General features: G+C 65.7%; 11 protein-coding genes. 8 read left to right on the forward strand and 3 right to left on the reverse strand.

All coding sequences use genetic code 11. The annotated features are described in order from the left end of the window. Window positions 1-2 precede the first annotated feature (2 nt). From M5B42_RS08815 to M5B42_RS08825, 3 genes are read right to left on the reverse strand one after another with little or no spacing between them, the layout of a single operon-like run. The gene (locus M5B42_RS08815; RefSeq protein ID WP_248745580.1) at window positions 3-7952 is read right to left on the reverse strand and encodes a non-ribosomal peptide synthetase; all 7950 of its coding nucleotides are present in this window, start codon (window positions 7950-7952) and stop codon (window positions 3-5) included. Further along, window positions 7949-11353 carry an amino acid adenylation domain-containing protein gene (locus M5B42_RS08820; RefSeq protein ID WP_248745581.1) on the reverse strand — a complete coding sequence of 1135 codons (3405 nt, stop codon included), beginning with the start codon at window positions 11351-11353 and terminating at the stop codon, window positions 7949-7951. Before M5B42_RS08820 ends, M5B42_RS08815 begins: the two co-directional genes overlap by 4 nt. Next, on the reverse strand, window positions 11350-12324 hold the full coding sequence (locus M5B42_RS08825) for a TauD/TfdA family dioxygenase (protein WP_248745582.1): 975 nt from the start codon (window positions 12322-12324) through the stop codon (window positions 11350-11352). The genes M5B42_RS08820 and M5B42_RS08825 overlap by 4 nt, the downstream gene beginning before the upstream one ends. Before the next feature lie 240 nt (window positions 12325-12564). Between M5B42_RS08825 and M5B42_RS08830 the strand changes: the two genes are divergently transcribed. From M5B42_RS08830 to M5B42_RS08865, 8 genes are read left to right on the forward strand one after another with little or no spacing between them, the layout of a single operon-like run. Next, window positions 12565-13785 (forward strand): PepSY domain-containing protein, encoded by a 1221-nt coding sequence (locus tag M5B42_RS08830; protein WP_248745583.1) that lies wholly within the window; start codon window positions 12565-12567, stop codon window positions 13783-13785. Then, window positions 13782-14321: a thiamine pyrophosphate-binding protein gene (locus M5B42_RS08835; protein WP_248745584.1), complete on the forward strand. Its 540-nt coding sequence runs from the start codon at window positions 13782-13784 to the stop codon at window positions 14319-14321. Before M5B42_RS08830 ends, M5B42_RS08835 begins: the two co-directional genes overlap by 4 nt. Beyond that, window positions 14318-14650, forward strand: a complete 333-nt coding sequence (locus M5B42_RS08840) for a hypothetical protein (RefSeq protein ID WP_248745585.1) — start codon at window positions 14318-14320, stop codon at window positions 14648-14650. Before M5B42_RS08835 ends, M5B42_RS08840 begins: the two co-directional genes overlap by 4 nt. Further along, window positions 14647-15222, forward strand: a complete 576-nt coding sequence (locus tag M5B42_RS08845; protein ID WP_248745586.1) for a DUF6162 family protein — start codon at window positions 14647-14649, stop codon at window positions 15220-15222. The genes M5B42_RS08840 and M5B42_RS08845 overlap by 4 nt, the downstream gene beginning before the upstream one ends. A gap of 35 nt (window positions 15223-15257) precedes the next feature. Next, on the forward strand, window positions 15258-16187 hold the full coding sequence (locus tag M5B42_RS08850) for a metal ABC transporter substrate-binding protein (RefSeq protein ID WP_248745587.1): 930 nt from the start codon (window positions 15258-15260) through the stop codon (window positions 16185-16187). Further along, window positions 16184-16942: a metal ABC transporter ATP-binding protein gene (locus tag M5B42_RS08855; protein ID WP_248745588.1), complete on the forward strand. Its 759-nt coding sequence runs from the start codon at window positions 16184-16186 to the stop codon at window positions 16940-16942. The genes M5B42_RS08850 and M5B42_RS08855 overlap by 4 nt, the downstream gene beginning before the upstream one ends. After that, window positions 16939-17838, forward strand: a complete 900-nt coding sequence (locus M5B42_RS08860) for a metal ABC transporter permease (protein WP_248745589.1) — start codon at window positions 16939-16941, stop codon at window positions 17836-17838. Before M5B42_RS08855 ends, M5B42_RS08860 begins: the two co-directional genes overlap by 4 nt. Next, complete coding sequence (locus M5B42_RS08865; RefSeq protein WP_248745590.1) at window positions 17839-18801, forward strand: zinc ABC transporter substrate-binding protein; 963 nt, start codon at window positions 17839-17841, stop codon at window positions 18799-18801. Window positions 18802-18880 lie beyond the last annotated feature (79 nt).

The raw sequence follows: 18880 nt of genomic DNA on the forward strand, positions 1-18880 counted from the left end.
CCTCAAGAAATCAGTTTTTCCAGATCTTCGAGGGATAGACGTTTGAGGGCCTCCAGGGATTTAGCCAATTCATCCTGAACAGGCGACGATGCACCGCGCAGCGCTTCGATCCGTTCGCAGAACGCCAGCAGGTTGTCGGCCTGGAACAGTTCCTTGAGGGGGATCTTGTCGCCCAGGCGTTCGCCGATCCGGCTGACCACCAGGGTCGCCAGCAACGAATGGCCGCCCAACTGAAAGAAGTTGTCGCCCAGGCCCACCTGCTCGATCCCCAGCACCTCCTGCCAGAGCGCGGCGACCTGGCCTTGCAACTCGCTGCGCGGCGCCTCGTAGTGCTGCTGCCGGGGGCCGCTGCCCAGGGCGATCAGGGCCTTGCGGTCGAGCTTGCCATTGGGGGTCAGCGGCAAGGCCTCGACCAGGTGCAACTGGCCGGGCACCATATGTGCCGGCAAGCGCGCGGCCAGGGCGGTCCTGAGACCGGCGACAAACGCCTGGGCCTCGCCCACGGCCGACGCCACCACATAGCCTTGCAGGTGTTTGCCCGCCGCATCCTCCTGGGCCAGCACCACCGCTTCGCGCACCGACGGCTGCTCGAGCAGACAGGCTTCGACTTCGCTCAACTCGACGCGGAAACCGCGAATCTTCACCTGATGGTCGGCGCGACCGATGTACTCGATCCGCTCGCCCTCGCCCTGGCGCACCAGGTCGCCAGTGCGATACAGGCGCTCGCCGTCAGTGCCGAACGGGTTCGGCACATAACGCTCGGCGGTCAGTCCGGGTCGGCCCAGATAGCCCCGGGAAACCCCGGCACCGCCCAGGTACAACTCGGCCGCCACCCCGGCGGGCAGCAGCTGCAAGCCGGGATCGAGCAGATAGGCCTGGGTATTCTCCAATGGACGCCCGATATTCGCCGTGCCCTGGGCGGTGCGCAGGCTGAAGGTCGAGTAGGTGGTGTCTTCCGAAGGACCGTACAGGTCATACACTTGACGCACCCGGGTGCCGGCGTAGAGCGCATCCACCAGCGTCTGCTTCAGTGGCTCGCCAGCCAGGTTGAGGGTGCCGACCGAGGCCGGGATCTGCCCGGCCCGCAACAGCGCGGCAATGGCCGAGGGCACGCTGTTGATCAGCGTGACCCGCTCGCGGGCCGGCAGCTCCGCCAGGGCCAGGGCATTGTCCGCCAGGACCAGGCAGCCGCCACCGGCCAGGGTGACGAAGATCTCCCACACCGACAGGTCGAAGCAGATCGAGGTCGAGGCCAACACCCCGCGCAGTTGCTCGCGGTCGTAGGCCTGCAGCGACCAGTGGATCAAGGCCGTGAGGTTGTCGTGGGTGATCGCCACGCCCTTGGGCTTGCCGGTGGAGCCGGAGGTGTAGATGACATAAGCCAGGTTCTGGCCGCAGGTGTCCACGGACGGCGCGCGGGTCGGGTAGCTCGCCAGCCAGTCATCGCCCTCCTCCATCAGCAGCACCGGAGCGGGCAGCGCTTGCGGCAAGCGCTCGAGGAGGATGGCCTCACTCAGCAACAGGGCCGCGTGGCTGTCGTCGAGCATATGCAACAGCCGCTCGCGCGGGTACTCGGGGTCCAGCGGCACATAGGCGCCGCCGGCCTTGAGGATTGCCAGCAGGGCAACGATCAGGTCCGGGGTACGACGCAGGCACACGCCGACCCGCACCTCGGGGCCGACGCCGCGCTCGCGCAGGAGGTGGGCCAGGCGATTGGCGCGCCGGTCCAGGGTCCGGTAGTCCAGCTGCCAGTCGGCGAAGAGGAGCGCCGGGGCCTCGGGCTGACCGGCGACCTGATCCGCAAGATGCTCAAGCACATGACCCCGGATCCGCGGATTGAACGCTGCCCCTGTAGGAACGAGCTTGCTCGCGATGAGCGCAAGGGCACCGTGACTCTCCAGGTACCCCGCGTTATCGTTGACGTCCATCGCGAGCAAGCTCGCTCCTACAGAAGAGCGCCGGCTCCAGTCGAGGGCGACCTGCCGCTCGGCCGGGTCGAGCAACTCCAGCGCACCCAACGGCTGGCGCGCGTCGACCATGAACTGGCGCATCAGGTATTCCAGCTGCCGGCCCAGTCGCGCCACACCCGCAGCGTCGAAACCGGCCCGGTCGTAACCGCAATCCACGATCAGTTCGCGCCCGGTCACCGCCACCAGGGTCAGCGGATAATTGGTCTGCTCGGAACGTTCTATAGCCGCGAACTCAGGACCCGCATCCGAAGCCCGGCCCAGCGCTTCGGCCATCGGATAGTTCTCGAACACCAGCAGGCTGTCGAACAACCCGCCCGCGCCCAGGCCCGCCCAACGCTGGATCTCGTACAGCGGCGTCTGCTCGTGCTCGCGCAACGCCAGGTTGAGGTCCTGCACCTGTTGCAGCCACTCACCCACCGTCAGTTGTGCATCAGGGCTCGCCACCACCGGCAGGGTGTTGATAAACAGGCCGATCTGCTGCTCGACCCCGGGCAGGTCAGTCGGGCGGCCGGCCACGGTGGCACCGAAGGCCACGCAATCCTGGCCGGTATACCGCTGCAACAGCAGCAGCCAGGCGGCCTGCATCAGGGTGTTGAGGGTGACTTTGCGTTCCCGGGCAAAACGGTTCAACCCAGTCGTCAACGCCTCATTGAACACATGCCGATGTTCCCCATAGCCCTGTGCCCGTTGATGGCCGCCCAAGGTCCCGACCAGGCGGGTCGGCTCCTGCAGACCGGCCACGGCCGCGCTCCAGAAGTCCTGGCTGGCGCGGGCATCGCGCTGGCCGAGCCACCCGATATAGTCGCGATAACGTCCTGTACCCCGGGCAATGCTCACCCCGGCATAACGTTGCAGCACTTCGCCGAACAGCTGCGAGGTGCTCCAGCCGTCCATCAGGAGATGGTGGCTGGTGTAGATCATCCGGTATTCGGTCTCGCCGGTGCGCACCAGCGTCACCCGCAGCAAAGGTCCGCGATGGGGCTCGAAACCGGCGGCGAGATCGGCTTGTGCCAACTGCTCGAAGGCCGCCTCATGCTCGCCCCGCGTGCGCCAGTCGTGGACCTGCATCGGCATCGGCAGCGTGCGCAGGACAATCTGCACCGGCTCCACCAGTTCCTGGGGCCAGGCAAATACCGTGCGCAGCATTTCATGGGCCTGCACGGCCTGCTGCCAGGCCTGGCGGAAACGCTCCACATCCAGCTGCCGCACATTCAGTCGCAGCTGGTTGATATAGGCCGCCCCCTCCGGATCGTCCAGATGATGGAAGAGGATCCCCTGCTGCATCGGCGACAGCGGATAGAGATCCTCGATCGCCCCCGCCGCCACCGGCAGGCGCTGCAGTTGCCCGGCACTGAGAGTCACCAGCGGGAAGTCCGATGGCGTCACGCCCAGTTGTCCGCCCTGGCAGCAATGTCCGATCAGTTCGGCCAGGGCCTGTTCATAGGCGCGGGCCAGGGCTTCGATGGTTTCAGGCCGATACTGCTGGCGACTGAACGCCCAATCCAGTTGCAGCTCGCCGTCGAACACCTGGCCATTGAGGCTCAGGCCGTCGCCCAACGGCGCGTCCTCTGGCTGGTTGCGCCCGGTGGATTCGCCGGTGGGCACGAACAGCGCGCCGTCGGCTTCGGTGAAACTGCCGTCGAACTGGCCCAGGTAGTTGAAGGTCACCCGCGACTGGGGCAAGGCCGCCAGTTGCCGGGCAAAACCGGCATCGCCCAGGTAACGCAGCACGCCATAACCGATGCCTTTGTTCGGCACCGCCCGCAGTTGCTCCTTGATGCCGCACAGGGAAACACCCGGCTCCGCCTGGGGTGTGAGGCGGAGCGGAAACAGACTGCTGAACCAGCCCACCGTGCGGCTCAGGTCGAGGTCGTCGAACAGGTCTTCGCGACCGTGACCTTCGAGCTGGACCAATACCGACGGTTGCCCGCTCCAGTCGCACAGCACCCGCGCCAGGGCGGTCAGCAGCAGGTCGTTGACCTGGGTGCGATAGGCCGTCGGCGCGACTTTCAACAGTTGCTGGGTCAGCGTCTTGTCCAGGCGTGAGCTGGCATGACCGACTTCGCCGCCAGGCGCCTGCCCGGGAGCCAATTCAAACGGCAACTCCTGGAGGTCGCCCGCCAGGGTCTGCAACCAGTAATCACGCTCGGCCAGCAGACGTTCACTGCGAGCATAACCGTGCAACTGCTCGGCCCAGGTCTGCAGCGAACTGCTGCGCGCGGCCAGCGCCGGTGGCTGCCTGGAGACGCTGGCAACATAAGCCTGCTGCAGGTCTTCCAGCAGGATCCGCCAGGACACGCCGTCCACCGCCAGGTGATGGATCACCAGCAGCAGGCGCTGCTCGCCGGCGGGCAGATTGACCAGCACCGCACGCAACAACCGACCGTGCTTCAGGTCCAGGCTGCGCTGGGCCTGATCGGCCAGCTCCGTCAGTTGCGCCGGATCGGCGAGTTCGCGGACCCACAGCAGATCGGTCGTAGCCACCGACGCATACTGCGCCTGCCATTGCCCCGCCCGCTGTTCGAAACTCAGGCGCAGGGCATCGTGTTGCGCCACCAGCGCCGCAAGCGCCGCTTGCAGAGGGCCGGTGTCCAGCGGCTCGCGGGGTTTGAGCATCAGCGACTGGTTCCAGTGCTGACGCTGAACAATCTCCATCTCGAAAAACCGTGCCTGGATCGGCAGCAGCAACTGCCGGCCACTGGCCTGGGCCACGACCTCGCTCGCCGGCTTCTTCTCGATCCGCTTCGCCACCGTGGCCAACTGGCTGATGGTCTGTTTCTCGAACAACTGCTTGGGACTGAGGCGGATGCCCAGGCGCTTGGCCCGGGCGATGATCTGCAGGCTGAGGATCGAGTCGCCGCCCAGTTCGAAGAAGTTGTCGCGGGTGCCGACCCGCTCCAGCTTGAGCACATCGGCCCAGACCGCCGCCAGTTGCTCTTCGATCTCGCCGACCGGGGCAACATAGCCCTGCTGCACGGTTCCCGGCTGCGGCAGCGCACGCTTGTCCAGCTTGCCGTTGGCGGTCAGCGGCAATTGCTCCAGCAGCACGATCTGCGCCGGCACCAGGTAATCGGCCAGGCACGCCTGCAATTGGCGGCGCAGGTCATCGACCGAGCATTGCGCACCGGCTGCCGCGACACAGTAGGCAACCAGTTGCAGGCGCCCGGCGTCCTCATCCACCGGCAATGCCAGGACTGCCGCCTGGGCCACGCCGTCGAGGCCCTGGAGCACCCGCGCGACTTCCGCCGGCTCCACCCGGTAACCGCGAATCTTCACCTGGTCGTCATTGCGCCCGAGGAATTCCAGCAGTCCCTGGCGCGTGCGACGCATGCGGTCGCCGCTGCGATAGAGCCGCGCTCCCGGCGCACCGAAAGGATCGGGCAGGAAACGTTCGGCGGTCAGTCCCGGTTGCCCGAGATAACCCAGGGCGACACTGGCGCCACCGATATACAGCTCGCCCGGCACCTGCTCGGCGGCGATATTGAGCACGTCGTCCAGCACATAGCCGTGGGCACCCGGCAAGGCGCGGCCCACCGCGACACCACGGGCGTGCGGATGCAACGCCAGCACCTCGTTCGCCAACACGCCGACGGTGGTTTCGCTGGGACCGTAGTGATTGATAAAACGGCAGTCCGGCTTGAGTGCCCGTATCTGCTCGAACAACCCCGGCGAACAGGCTTCGCCACCGACGATCAGCGCATGCCAGGGCAGGACGTCGGCGGGCTCGCTCGCCTGCAACAACGCCGCCAGATGGCCGGGAACGATCTTCAATACGCCGACCTGATGCTCGCGCATGTATTCGGCGAAGCGGTCGGGGTCGAAACCCAGCTCTTCGGGCAGCACATGCAAGGTGCGCCCGGAACACAGGGCGCCGAACAGCATGGTGTGACCGAGGTCGGCGGCGATGGTGGAGACCAGCGCCATGCTCGCCTCGGGCGCCAGGTCCAGACGCTCCAGCAGGCCGCTGACATAACTGGCCAGGGCCCCGTGGCTGACCAGCACGCCCTTGGGCAGGCCGGTGGAGCCGGAGGTATGGATCACGTAGGCCGGGGCCTGTTCCGCCAGGTCCAGGTCCGGCGTGGTATCGGCTTGATGACGCCATTGTCCGGGGGCATAAGCCAGGCCGATACAACCGGCAACGGCCAGCGTCGTCACCCGGGGATCGCCTTCGGCGCACAGCAGCAGGCGCGCGCGGGCGCGTTCGAGCATCGGTTGCAAACGCGCATCCGGGGCCTTGCTGTCCAGCGGCATATACACCGCACCGGCCTTGAGAATCCCCAGGACACAGGTCAGCCAGTCCAGCGAGCGCTCCATCAGCACCGCCACCGGCTCGCCGATGCCGACACCCTGGTCGCGCAGATGATGGGCGAGGCGATTGGCCGCCTGGTCCAGTTCAAGGAAACCCAGGGTCCGCTCGAGGCAGCGAGCGGCCAGTCCCTGGGGTTGGCGTTGCACCTGGGCGTTCCACTGTTGCAGCACCGGAATCGCCGCCATACGGGGTTCCGTCGCCAGGGCCGGTGGGCGGTTTTCCAGGCTCAGCAGCGGCGCGTGCGGGGCGCGCAGCACGGCATCGAACAGCCGCAGCAACGAAGCAATGAAACCCTCGATAGTCGAGGGTTGGTAAAGGTCGCTGGCATAGGTCATCTCACCGAGGATCAGATGGCCGGCGTCGGTGATGTCCAGGGCCAGATCGAAGTGGGTGCCGTCCTTGTGCAGCGGGTATTCCTCGACCAGCAGGCCCGGCAGGCTCAGGGTGCGCTGCTTCTGCATGCCGACGTTCTGGTTGAACTTGGCCTGGAACAGCGGGTTGTGGTCCAGGCTGCGTTGCGGCGCCAGGGCATCCACCAGTTGTTCGAACGGCAACTCCTGGTGCGCCTGGGCGCCAAAACTGCTTTCACGAATCCGCGCCAGCAGCTCAAGGAAACTCTCGCGCTCGTCGACTTCGCAACGCAACACCTGGGTGTTGATGAAGAAGCCGATCAGGCCTTCGACCTCGGCCCGACCACGGTTGGCGTTGGGCACACCGACGCGGATATCCCGTTGTCCGGCGTGCCGCGAAAGGAACCAGGCATAACCGCCGAGCACCAGCATGAACAGGCTCAGGCCCTGGCTGCGGGCAAAGGCCTGGAGCTGCGCCGAACGCTCGGCGCCGAAATCGAAACGCAGGGTCTGGCCCCGGAAGCTCTGCACCGGTGGACGCGGGAAGTCGGCAGCCACCTCCAGCAGCGGCTGCTCCTCGCCCAATTGCCGCCGCCAGTAATCCAGCTGCCGCTCGCCCTCGCCCGCTTCCAGCCAGCGGCGTTGCCAGACCGCATAGTCGGCGTACTGCAAGGCCAGCTCCGGCAGCCCGGGCTCGCGGTTCTGGCAGAAGGCCTGATAGCCCTGTACGAACTCCTTGACCATCACGTCCATCGACCAGCCGTCGGAGACGATATGGTGCATGCACACCACCAGCACCCATTGCGCCTCGTCGAGCCGGATCAGAGTGGTCCGCAGCAAGGAGCCGGCGAGCAGATCGAAAGGTTGCGCGGTGAGCGCGGCGACCCGCTCGGCCAACTCGGCTTCACGGGTTTCGGCGGCGCAGGCCGTCAGGTCGATACGCTCCAGCGGCAGCGCCTGCTGTTCCAGGATCACCTGGCGCGGCTGCTCGCCGTCGACCTGGAAACGGGTGCGCAGTACCTCGTGGCGCTGGACCAGATGTTCAAACGCACGCTGCATGGCGCTTTCATCCAGCTGACCGCGCAGGCGCAAGGCTGCGGCCATATTGTAGGCGGCGCTGTCCGGTTCGAGCTGCCAGAGAAACAGCAGGCGCTGCTGGGCATAGGACAAGGGAATCACCGCCTGCTCATGGCGGCTGACCGGCACCGGCAGCAGGCTGAAATCCTTGCCCTGCTGGTTCAGGCGGGCGAGGAACTGCCGCCGTTGCTCCAGCGGCAGGCCGATAAAACGTTTGGCAAGACTCAATGCGGCCTGGGCACTCATGCTCCCACCTCCTCCAGCGAACTCATGAACTGCTCCATATCACCCCAGTCGCTCTCGCCGACGCCCTTGGCCAGGCTCGCCACTTCAATCGCCAGGTCCCCCAGCAAGGGGGTTTCAAACAGGCTGCGCAACGGCAGGCTGACCGCCAGGCGTGTCTTGATCCGCGCGATCACCTGGGCGGCGAGCAACGAATGCCCGCCAAATTCGAAGAAATGATCGTCGAGCCCGACCTGCGGCACCTGCAGGACCTGTTCCCAGATCTCGGCGAGATTGCGTTCGATCTCGCTGTGGGGCGCCCGGTAACGGGCCTGCAACTGGCTCGGATCGGGCAGCGGCAAGGCCTTGCGGTCCAGCTTGCCGCTGGGGGTCAACGGCAGGCGCGGCAACAGCAGCAGGTGGGTCGGCACCATGTAGTCGGGCAACCGGCCTTGCAGCAAGGTCTTGACCTGCTGGCGCAGGGTCGCCGCGTCCGCGGCCTGTTCCGCCACCAGATAGCCGACCAGTTGCGTGCCGCCCGTCAGCGGCAGGGCCAGCACGGCGGCTTCGCGCACGCCCGGGCACTGCAACAGACGGCCTTCGATTTCCCCCAGTTCGATACGGAAACCGCGAATCTTCACCTGGTGGTCGACCCGGCCGACGTACTCCAGGGCACCGTCGGCGCGCAGGCGCGCACGGTCGCCGCTGCGGTAGAGGCGCTCACCGGGGTTGAACGGATCGACGATAAAGCGCTGGGCACTGAGGGCCGGTTGCCCCTGATAGCCACGCGCCAGGCCGGGCCCGCCGATATACAACTCACCGACCGCGCCCTGGGGCAGCAGGTTCAGTTCGTCGTCCAGCACCAGCAGCCGTCGACCGGACAACCCCTGGCCGATGGGTACGCCGCGCCAGGACACATCTTCAGGCAACAGTGCCGAGCAGTCATGGGTGGTGGAAACCACCGTGGCTTCGGTCGGGCCATAGGTGTTGATCAGCCGTACGTGGCCCAGGCCGGCGAGCGGCCAGAGACGCAGGCCGTCGACCGCCATGGCCTCGCCGCCGATATGGATCTGCCGCAGCACGCCATAGTGCTGCGGTGGCCGGGCCGCCCAGTCCTGGACCAGCAGGTGCCAGTAGGCGGCCGGCAGGTCCGCCAGGGTAATGCCGTGTTCAAGGATCGCGTCATGTAGGGTCGCACTGTCCCACAGGCGCCCGTCCCGCAGGACCACGCAGGCGCCCAGGCACAGCGGCGGGAAGAACTGTTCGACAAAGCCGTCGAAGCTGCTGGTGGCCATTTGCAGGACCCGGTCGGAATCCACCAGTTGGCTGTATTCGCTGACCCGGGCGATAAATTCGGCCAGGGCGGCATGACTGATCGCCACGCCTTTCGGCCGGCCGGTGGAGCCCGAGGTGTAGATCACATAGGCCAGGGAATCCGGCTCGATGCTTGCCGGCAGGTCGTGGTCGGAAAAGGCCGAGTCGTCGAGCTGGTCCAGGCAGAGGATTTCGCCGCCCTGGAAGGTCGGCAGGCTGGCCAGCCAAGGGCTCTGGGTCAACAACAGTTGCAGGCCGCTGTCCTGCAGGATGTGCTGCAAGCGCTCGGTGGGGGTTTGCGGGTCCAGCGGCACATAGGCGCCACCGGCCTTGAGCACGGCGAGGATGGCCACGGCCATTTCCAGGCTGCGGGACACGGCGAGCCCCACCAGTACGTCGGGGCCGACACCGCGCTCGCGCAACAGATGGGCCAGGCGGTTGGCGCGGCGGTTCAGTTCGGCGTAGGTCAGGTGGGGTGCACCTTCGGGTTCGGCGAGGATCAGCGCTGTGGCTTCGGGGGTCCGCCGGACCTGGGCTTCGAATAGCTGCGGCAGCAGCATCGGATCAGCGACCGATGCCGGTTTGCCGGTCGAATGGCCCAGCAACTGGATGATTTCCTCGGGCGCCAACATCGGCAACTGTGCCACCGCCTGTTGTGGATCGCGGCACACCGCCGCCAGCAGATTGCACCAGTGCCCGGCCAGACGGGCAATGGTCTCAGCGTCGAAAATATCGGTGGCATAGGTAAAGGCGGCGAACAGCTGCTCGCCTTCCTCGCGGGTTTCCAGCATCAGGTCGCTGGCGGCGGCGTGCTCCCGCGAACTCGCAGCGCCCTCCTCCGCCCCCAGGTGCCGCACCTGCAGCCCGCAGGCGAGGGTCTTGCCCTGCACATCGGTAACCAACGGCTGGTGGTTGAACATCACCTGGAACAGCGGGTTGTGACTCTGGCTACGGGCCGGTTGCAGGGCCTCGATCAAGGCGTCGAAAGGCAGTTCCTGATGGGCCTGGGCACCGGCGGCGGCCTCGCGTACGCGCTGCAGCAACTCGGCGAAGGATTGCTGGCCACTGACCTCGCTGCGCAAGACCTGGGTGTTGACGAAGAAGCCGATCAGGCCCTCGGTCTCGCTGCGGGTACGGTTGGCGATCAGGCCGCCGACACGGATATCGGTTTGCCCGCTGTAGCGGTATAGCAGGGTCTTGAACGAAGCCAGCAGGACCACGAACAAGGTCACCCCCTGGCGCTGGGCCAGGCTCTTGAGTTGCTGGCGCAGATCCGCGTCGACCTGCACTTCCAGGCGCGCGCCACGGTGACTGGCCTGGGCTGGATAGGCTCGGTCAGTGGGCAATTCGAGCAGCGGATGCTCTTCGCCCAGGTGCCCGCGCCAATAGGCCAGTTGCCGTTCACGCTCACCGGCTTCGAGCCAGCTGCGCTGCCACAGGGCGTAGTCACGGTAGTGCACGGTCAGGGGCGACAAGCCCGGTGCCTGGCCGGCGACGCAGGCGTCATACAAACGGGTGAACTCATCCACCAGGATATTCATCGACCAGCCGTCGGCGATGATGTGGTGCAGGGTCAGCAACAGCACATGTTCCTGCTCGGCCAGGCGCAGCAGGCGAATGTTCAGCAACGGCCCGCGCTCCAGGTCGAACGACTGCCCCGCCTCCTCGGCCATGGCTTGCCGGGCGCGCTGCACGCGCAGCTCAGGGGCCAGCGCGGACAGGTCGCTGATCGCGATGCGTACCGCGCTCGGCTCGGCCACGCGCTGGAAAGCCCGCTCGCCGTCCTGGCCAAAGGTGGTGCGCAGGCACTCATGGCGCGCCACCAGGGCGCTGAAGGCCTGCTCCAGCGCAGGCAGCTCCAGCACACCATTCAGGCGCACGGCCATCGGCAGGTTGTAGGCCGCACCGGTGGGATCGAGCTGCCAGAGAAACCACAGGCGCTGCTGGGCATAGGACAGGCCGTCGCGTTCGGCGACGCCGTTATCGGCAACGATGGGCAGCAACGAAAAATCGACGCCCTCCCGGTCCATCGCGGCGAGGAAGACCTTGCGCTTCTCCTCGGGCAACGCGATAAAACGGCGGGCCAGTTGCTGTGCGTCCCGCGGAGTCATTGCGCGTACCCCTCGGCCATCGCCACCACCACCTTGCGCGTGCCGGTGAACGGCGAACGGGCGTGGGCGCTGAGCATGTTGTCGAGCATCAGCACATCGTTTTCCTGCCAGGGAAAACTGATGGTGCAGTCGTCGAGCACGCCACGGACTTCGTCCAGCAGGTCGACCTCGATGGCCGAGCCGTCGCCATAATAGACATTGCGCGGCAGGTCTTCCTCATCCACCGCATCGAGCAGGGTCTCGCGCACTTCCGGCTGCAGGTTCGAGACATGGAACAGATGCGCCTGGTTGAACCAGACCATATCCCGGGTCACCGGGTGCCGGGCCACCGCCTGGCAGCGCTGGCGGGTACGCAACTCGCCGTCATCCTTCCATTCGCATTCGATGGAATGGGCCCGGCAGTAGGCCTCGACCAGCGCCTCGTCCTCGGTGTTGAACACCTGGCTCCACTCCACGTCCAGGCCGTTGCCGTAGTTGCGCACGTACATCAGGCCCTTGCTGACAAAACGCTCGCGAATCCGTGCCGGGACCCGTCGATAGACTTCGCGGCTATCGCAGATCGGGGTTTCGCCGCCGGTCTGCGCGGCAATCATGCTGTAGAACCAGATCTTCATCGGCCATTCGAGGGTGTAGGCCTGCTCGTTGTGCAGCGGAATGCTCTGGTGCGCCGGGTATTCGGTGGAAGTGTAGACCCCCTTGGTCACGTTGCTGCGTGGCGTCGAGCCGAACTCGTAGTTGAGCAATGGATGACCGAAACCGGCGGCGAACTCGCGAAAGGCCTCGACACCGCCTACCTCGAAACCGCGCAGCAGAATCCCGCCGGCACGGTACAGGTGCGCGTCGATCAGCGGCTTGCATTCGGCGAACGCCTCGCGCAGGTCGAGACCGGGTTCAGGCGCCTGGATCAGCATGGGCAAGGTGCCCGACCCGGTCAGCAGCGGCCGGATATCCAAACTCAATGCAGTGTTCATGACGACTCTTCTCCCTTGATCTCGGATCGCAAGTGCCGGGCGCGCGAATGCGCCGTGCACTTGGCTGTGCTTCGATTAACGGATGGCCGTACAGGGAAATTAGGCGGACCGGGCAACGTCGCTCGGCGACCAAGGCGGTTTTGACCGCTGAAACATTTACTTTCATTTCCCTATACGTTTTTCCAAGGCTCATCCGTCTTATCCAAATGACACCCTTAGAAATCGAGCCCCCGCTTTCCCATGTCGAAGCCTTCCACCTCGAAGAAATCCCGCTCAAGACTCTGGTTCCTGGTCCATGGCTGGCTGGCGCTGCCCATCTGGTTCTTTGTCCTGATCGTCTGTGTCACCGGCACCCTGGCGGTGATCAGCCAGGAAATCGTCTGGCTGGCCAATCCCGAGATCCGCGCCAGCAAGCCGTTCGACGACGCGCCGCTGCTCAGCTTCGACCAGGTGATCGCCGCCATCGCCAAGAGCGATCCCGAGGTGATCGTCCAGCAGATCATTCGCCCGGACGAAGCGCATTTCGCCCTGCGCGCCGATATCAACTACCCCGACGGCCGCTCGGTGATCGTCTACGTCAATCCCTATACCGGGGTGATCCAGGGCATCAGCCCGCCGTTCGACTTCAAGCAATTCACCCGCGCCCTGCACGGCTGGTGGCTGGTGCCTTTCGTCAACGGTTACAGCTGGGGCTGGTACCTGGTGTCGCTGCTCGGGCTGCCGCTGCTGGCATCGCTGGTCACCGGGCTGGTGGTGTACAAGCGTTTCTGGAAAGGCTTCTTCAAGCCGACCCTGCGTTTCAATCACGGCGCGCGGATTTTCTGGGGCGATTTCCACCGGCTGAGCGGCATCTGGTCGATCTGGTTTATCGCGGTGATTTCCATCACCGGCACCTGGTTCCTGATCCAGGCGATCCTCGCCGACAACCAGATCAGCTTCGCCAGCCGGCCGATCCCGGCGATCATTTCCCATGACAGCGCGCCGCTGATGCCCGATGGCCGGCCGGCGCCGATGCTCGGCGCGGATGAAGCCCTGCGCATCGCCCAGCAACGGGTTCCCGGACTCGACTCGAGCTTTGTCAGCCTGCCCGGCAACGCCTTCAGCCCTATCGAAGTGGGCGGGCGCAGCGGCTATCCGCTGATGTACCAGACCCTGCAGATCAACCCCTACAACGGCGAGATCGAACAGTCGCGCCTGCTCTCGGATCGCAACAAGCTGGAGTTCGTCACCGAATCGATGCGACCGCTGCACACCGGGGATTTCGGCGGCCTGTGGATCAAGCTGATCTGGTTCTTCTTCGGCCTGGTGCTGAGCATGATGGTCTTGAGCGGCCTGCTGATCTGGACCAAGCGCACCGCCCTGGCCACCGCCCAGGCCCTGAAACGCAGTGCCAAGACCGAACGGGCGCCGGCGCCCAAGGTCCGGGCGCGGAATACCGAGACCCCGGAGGTGACCCCATGAGCAAGGACAGCACGCTGCCGACGCCCTCGCCCCTCAGCCGCTTCTGGCACAAGTGGCGCTTCCACCTGAACATCCTGCTGGTGCTGATCCCCCTGGGTTTCATGCCGCGCTACTTTTCCGATGCCGCGCTGTTCCGTGGCGACACCGGCCTGGGCAAGCACCTCAATCAAATCCAGGTCGGCCCCTGGAGCCTGGAAATGGCCGAACTCTGGGACGAAGGACCCCGTCGCGACGGACCCGCCGGTTATCTGAAAAGCTTCAATGCGCGCCTCTGCGATAGCTGCGGCGAGCAGGTCAAGGCCGCCTACCTGCGCGTCGGTAAACCCCGCAGCCTGCGCACCGCCGGGGTGATTTTCTTCGGCACCGCCTATCGCATGAATGCCGTGGTACCGATTCCCGACCGGACCCAGGACGATGCCGAACTGTGGATCACCCTCGAGGGCTGGGACGGTTCGGTGCACCAGGCCTCTCTTCCACTGCGCCAGGCCTCCCCGGCCACCCTTGCCTGGCTGGACAAACAAGGAGCGCGAAAATGATCTTCACGCCGCCCAAGGCGCTTACAGCCTGTCTCTTGCTGCTGGCGGCCGGTTTCAGTACCAGTGCCCTGGCCCACAATCCGATCTGCGAGTGCAAGCAGATCGATGCCGAACAGATTCAGTGCAAGGGCGGTTTCTCCGATGGCAGCGCGGCCACCGGGGTGACCCTGGACGTGATCGGCTATGACGAAAGCATCCTGCTGCCGGGCAAGCTGGGCGCGGATTCGACCCTGACCTTCAAGAAGCCGGCGACCGATTTCTATGTGCTGTTCGACGCCGGTCCCGGGCATATCGTTGAAATCGACCATGGGGATATCGAAGCCCCATGAGCACCTCGACCACCCAGATCGTCCGCCCCGCCGGGGCCGGCCATGAAACCCTCTACGTGCTGCTGTTCTGCCTGATCGTGCTGCTGGTCGCCGGTTCCGTGGTGGCGCTGCATGGCGAAAAGCAGAACGTCAGCACCCTAGCGGCCTATCAGGTGGATGCGCGCCGCGACCTGAGCCCCGGCGAGCAGGGTATCTATGCCGACCTGCGGGTCACCCTCGACGAAATCCACCTGCTGCAACAGGACCAGCAGGCCCTGCCCGCCCCCGAGCAACTCGGCGAAGAAGGCTTTGCCCCCTTTGCCCAGGACGCCAGCTCGGTCAGTCGAGGCGGCCACGCCTGGCGCCTGCTCGACCAGCGCGCCTACTTCGGCCTGAGCCACGCCACGGCCACTGCCGGTTCGTTCCTGATGCGGGTCGGCAACGATGCGAACGCCGCGCCGGACATCTGGCTCAACCGTAGCAACCACCTGGCGGCCCCCGCCGACCTCAGCGACAGCGCCCTGATCGCCGCCGGCTGGCAGCGGGTGGTCGCGCAATTCGATGCCGGCGTAACCCGCCAGCATCGGCACTGAACCTTCCGACTCACCCCAGGGAAGACTGTCTACCCATGTCCATTTCCGCTCTGTTCGGCCGCCGTCGCCTGCTACTCGCGCTGCTGCTCTCGCCCCTGCTGCTGTCCTTCCAGGTCCAGGCCGAACCGGCCAAGCGCCTGCGCATCGGCATCACCCTGCATCCTTATTACAGCTACGTGGCGAATATCGTCGGCGACAAGGCCGAGGTGGTGCCGCTGATCCCGGCCGGCTTCAATCCCCACGCCTACGAGCCCCGGGCCGAGGACATCAAGCGCATCGGCACGCTGGATGTGATCGTGGTCAATGGCGTCGGTCATGACGACTTCGCCGACCGCATGATCGCCGCCAGCGAAAAGCCCGACATCGCCGTGATCGAGGCCAATGAAAACGTGCCGCTGCTGGCGGCCACCGGCACCGCCGCGCGAGGCGCCGGCAAGGTGGTCAACCCACACACCTTCCTCTCCATCAGCGCCTCCATCGCCCAGGTCAACAACATTGCCCGGGAACTCGGCAAGCTCGACCCGGACAATGCCAAGACCTACACCGCCAACGCCCGGGCCTACGGCAAGCGCCTGCGGCAGATCCGCGCCGACGCCCTGGCCAAGCTGACCCAGGCACCCAATGCCGACCTGCGGGTGGCGACGGTGCATGCGGCCTATGACTACCTGCTGCGGGAGTTCGGCCTGGAAGTCACCGCCGTGGTCGAGCCGGCCCACGGCATCGAACCGAGCCCGAGCCAGTTGAAGAAGACCATCGACCAACTGCGCGAGCTGGATGTGAAGGTGATCTTCTCGGAGCTGGACTTCCCGTCCACCTATGTCGAGACCATCCGCCGCGAGTCGGGGGTGCGGATCTATCCGCTGTCGCATATTTCCTATGGCGACTACAGCGCCGACAAGTACGAGAAGGAAATGACCGACAACCTGGACACCGTGGTCCGGGCGATTCAGGAGGCCGGGGTATGACGGCGGCCGAAAGCATCGCGGTCGAGGCCATCGGACCGACCCTCGATTTCGCCGGGGTGAGCCTGACACTCGGGCGCACCATCATTCTCGACAACGTGACCTTCCAGGTCCGTCCCGGTCATATACATGCCCTGGTCGGGCCCAACGGTGGCGGCAAGAGCTCGCTGATCAAGACCCTGCTCGGGCAGATGCCCCACCAGGGACGCCTGAGCCTGGAATGGCCCGAGGCTCCCGGGATCATCGGCTATGTGCCCCAGGCCCTGGAGTTCGACCGCGGCCTGCCGATGACCGTCGACGATTTCATGGCCGCCATGTGCCAGCGCCGTCCGGCTTTCCTCGGACTGTCCCGGTATTTCGCCGGAGCGATTGGCGAGGCCCTGGAACGGGTCGGCATGCAGGACAAACGCAAGCGCCGCATGGGCGCCTTGTCCGGCGGCGAACGGCAGCGGGTCTTGCTGGCCCAGGGACTGATTCCGGCGCCGCAACTGCTGGTGCTCGACGAACCGATGTCAGCCCTGGACGAAGCCGGCATCCGGGTTTTCGAGCGTTTGCTGGTGGACTGGCGCCGCGCTGGCATCACCGTGTTGTGGATCGAACATGACCTGGAAGCGGTCAAGCGCCTGGCCGACCGGGTCACCGGCCTCAATCGCCGCATCCTGTTCGACGCCTCGCCGGCCGAGGCCCTGACCCCGGACCGCCTGCTGAGCCTGTTCTCCACCCATCCGCGTAGCCTCAACGAGGAGACCCGGCCATGACTTATGAAGCTTTTCGCCTGATGATCCAGGGCTGGGCCTCGTCCGGTTTCCTGCCGGCGGCACTGGCTTACGGTTTTGTAGTCAATGCCCTGATCGCCGGGCTGTTGATTGGCCCGGTGCTGGGCGGCCTCGGCACCCTGGTGGTGGTCAAGCGCTTCGCGTTCTTTTCCGAAGCCGTGGGCCACGCGGCCCTGACCGGCGTGGCCATCGGCATCCTGCTCGGCGAACCCTACACCGGCCCCTACGGCAGCCTGTTCGGCTACTGCCTGCTGTTCGGCGTGCTGCTCAACTACCTGCGCAACCGCACCGGCCTGGCGCCGGATACCCTGATCGGGGTGTTTCTCTCGGTGTCCCTGGCCCTCGGTGCCAGCCTGCTGCTGGTGCTGGCCGGCAAGATCAACGTGCATATCCTGGAAAACGTGCTGTTCGGTTCGGTGCTGACGGTCAACGGCAACGACCTGCTGGTGCTGCTGATTGTCGGCAGCCTGGTGATGGGCCTGAGCCTGCCGCTGTACAACCGCATCATGCTGGCCAGTTTCAACCCGCAACTGGCGGCGGTGCGCGGTGTCGCGGTGAAGACCCTCGACTACCTGTTCGTGGTGCTGGTGACGCTGATCACCGTGGCGGCGGTAAAAGTCATCGGCGCAATCCTGGTGGGCGCCCTGCTGGTGATTCCGGCCGCCGCCGCGCGCCTGCTCAGCCAGTCGCTCAAGGGGTTCTTCTGGATCTCGGTGGCGATTGCCACCGTCAGCACCCTCTGCGGCATCCTGTTGCCGATCCTGTTCGACCTGCCCGTGCCGTCCGGCGCGGCGATCATCCTGATGGCCGGTATCGCCTTCGCCCTCGCGGCGCTCGCCCGTGGCACCGTGCCCAGCCTCAAAGGGAATATTGGATAAATGCCTGTTTTTCGCCCCCTGGCGCTCGCCCTGACCCTGAGTAGCCTGTACAGCGTAGCGTCGTTCGCCAACCAGGCGCCTCTGCAGATCACCGCCAATCACGGCCTGGGGACCGTAGCGTTGCACGCCAGCAGCACGGCCAAACCGGTGCGCATTCTCGCCAGCCTGCCGATCACCTACGGCCTGGGCGAAATCCTGCTCAAGGACACCGACGTGGAACTGCAACGGGCCGCCGATGCCAACCTGCCGGGCAGTCGCCAGAGCGCCTATTTCAGCGGTCGCGGGGCCTCGGCCCTGCAGAAGCTGGCGAACAATGCTGACGCGGTGATCGGGCTGCGTTCGCTGTGGCCCGAGGATCCGCTCTACCCCATGGCCCGGCGCAGCAATGTGCGAATCGTCGAGGTCGATGCGGCCCGTCCGGTGGACGGCGGCCTGGCGGGTATCGCGGTGCAGCCGGGCAACGGCGTGGACGGTCTGAACAGCCAGCCCTGGCTGTCGAGCAACAACCTGGGACGGATGGCCGATGTGATCGCCGCCGACCTGGTGCGCCTGGCCCCCGAGGCCAAGCCGAAGATCGAAAGCAACCTGGCGACCCTCAAGCAGCGCCTGCTCAAACTCAGCGCCGACAGCGAAGCAAGGCTGGCCAAAGCCGACAACCTGAGCGTGTTCAGCCTCTCCGAGCGCTTCAACTACCTGGTGGGCGGACTCAACCTGGAGCTGATCCAGGTCGATGCCCGGGCCGACGAGCAATGGACGCCCGAGGCCCTGGCCAAGCTGAGCGCAACCCTCAAGGACGCCGAGGTGAAACTGGTGCTGGATCACCGTCAGCCTCCGCAGGCCGTGAAGTCGGCGATCAGTCAGGCCGGCAGTACGCTGCTGGTGCTCGAGAACGAGAACGCCGACCCGCTGACCGGGCTTGAAGACTCGATCACGCAAGTCCTGGAGAAACTGGCTCCCTTATAGACAAGCGTTGTCCCGCTGCAGATTCCGCTCATCCCCGACAAGGACAGGCTGAAACCATAAACAGATACCTCAAGCGCAA

The organism is Pseudomonas sp. MWU12-2037 (genome assembly GCF_023242345.1).
In the GTDB taxonomy this organism is placed as follows: domain Bacteria; phylum Pseudomonadota; class Gammaproteobacteria; order Pseudomonadales; family Pseudomonadaceae; genus Aquipseudomonas; species Aquipseudomonas gingeri_D.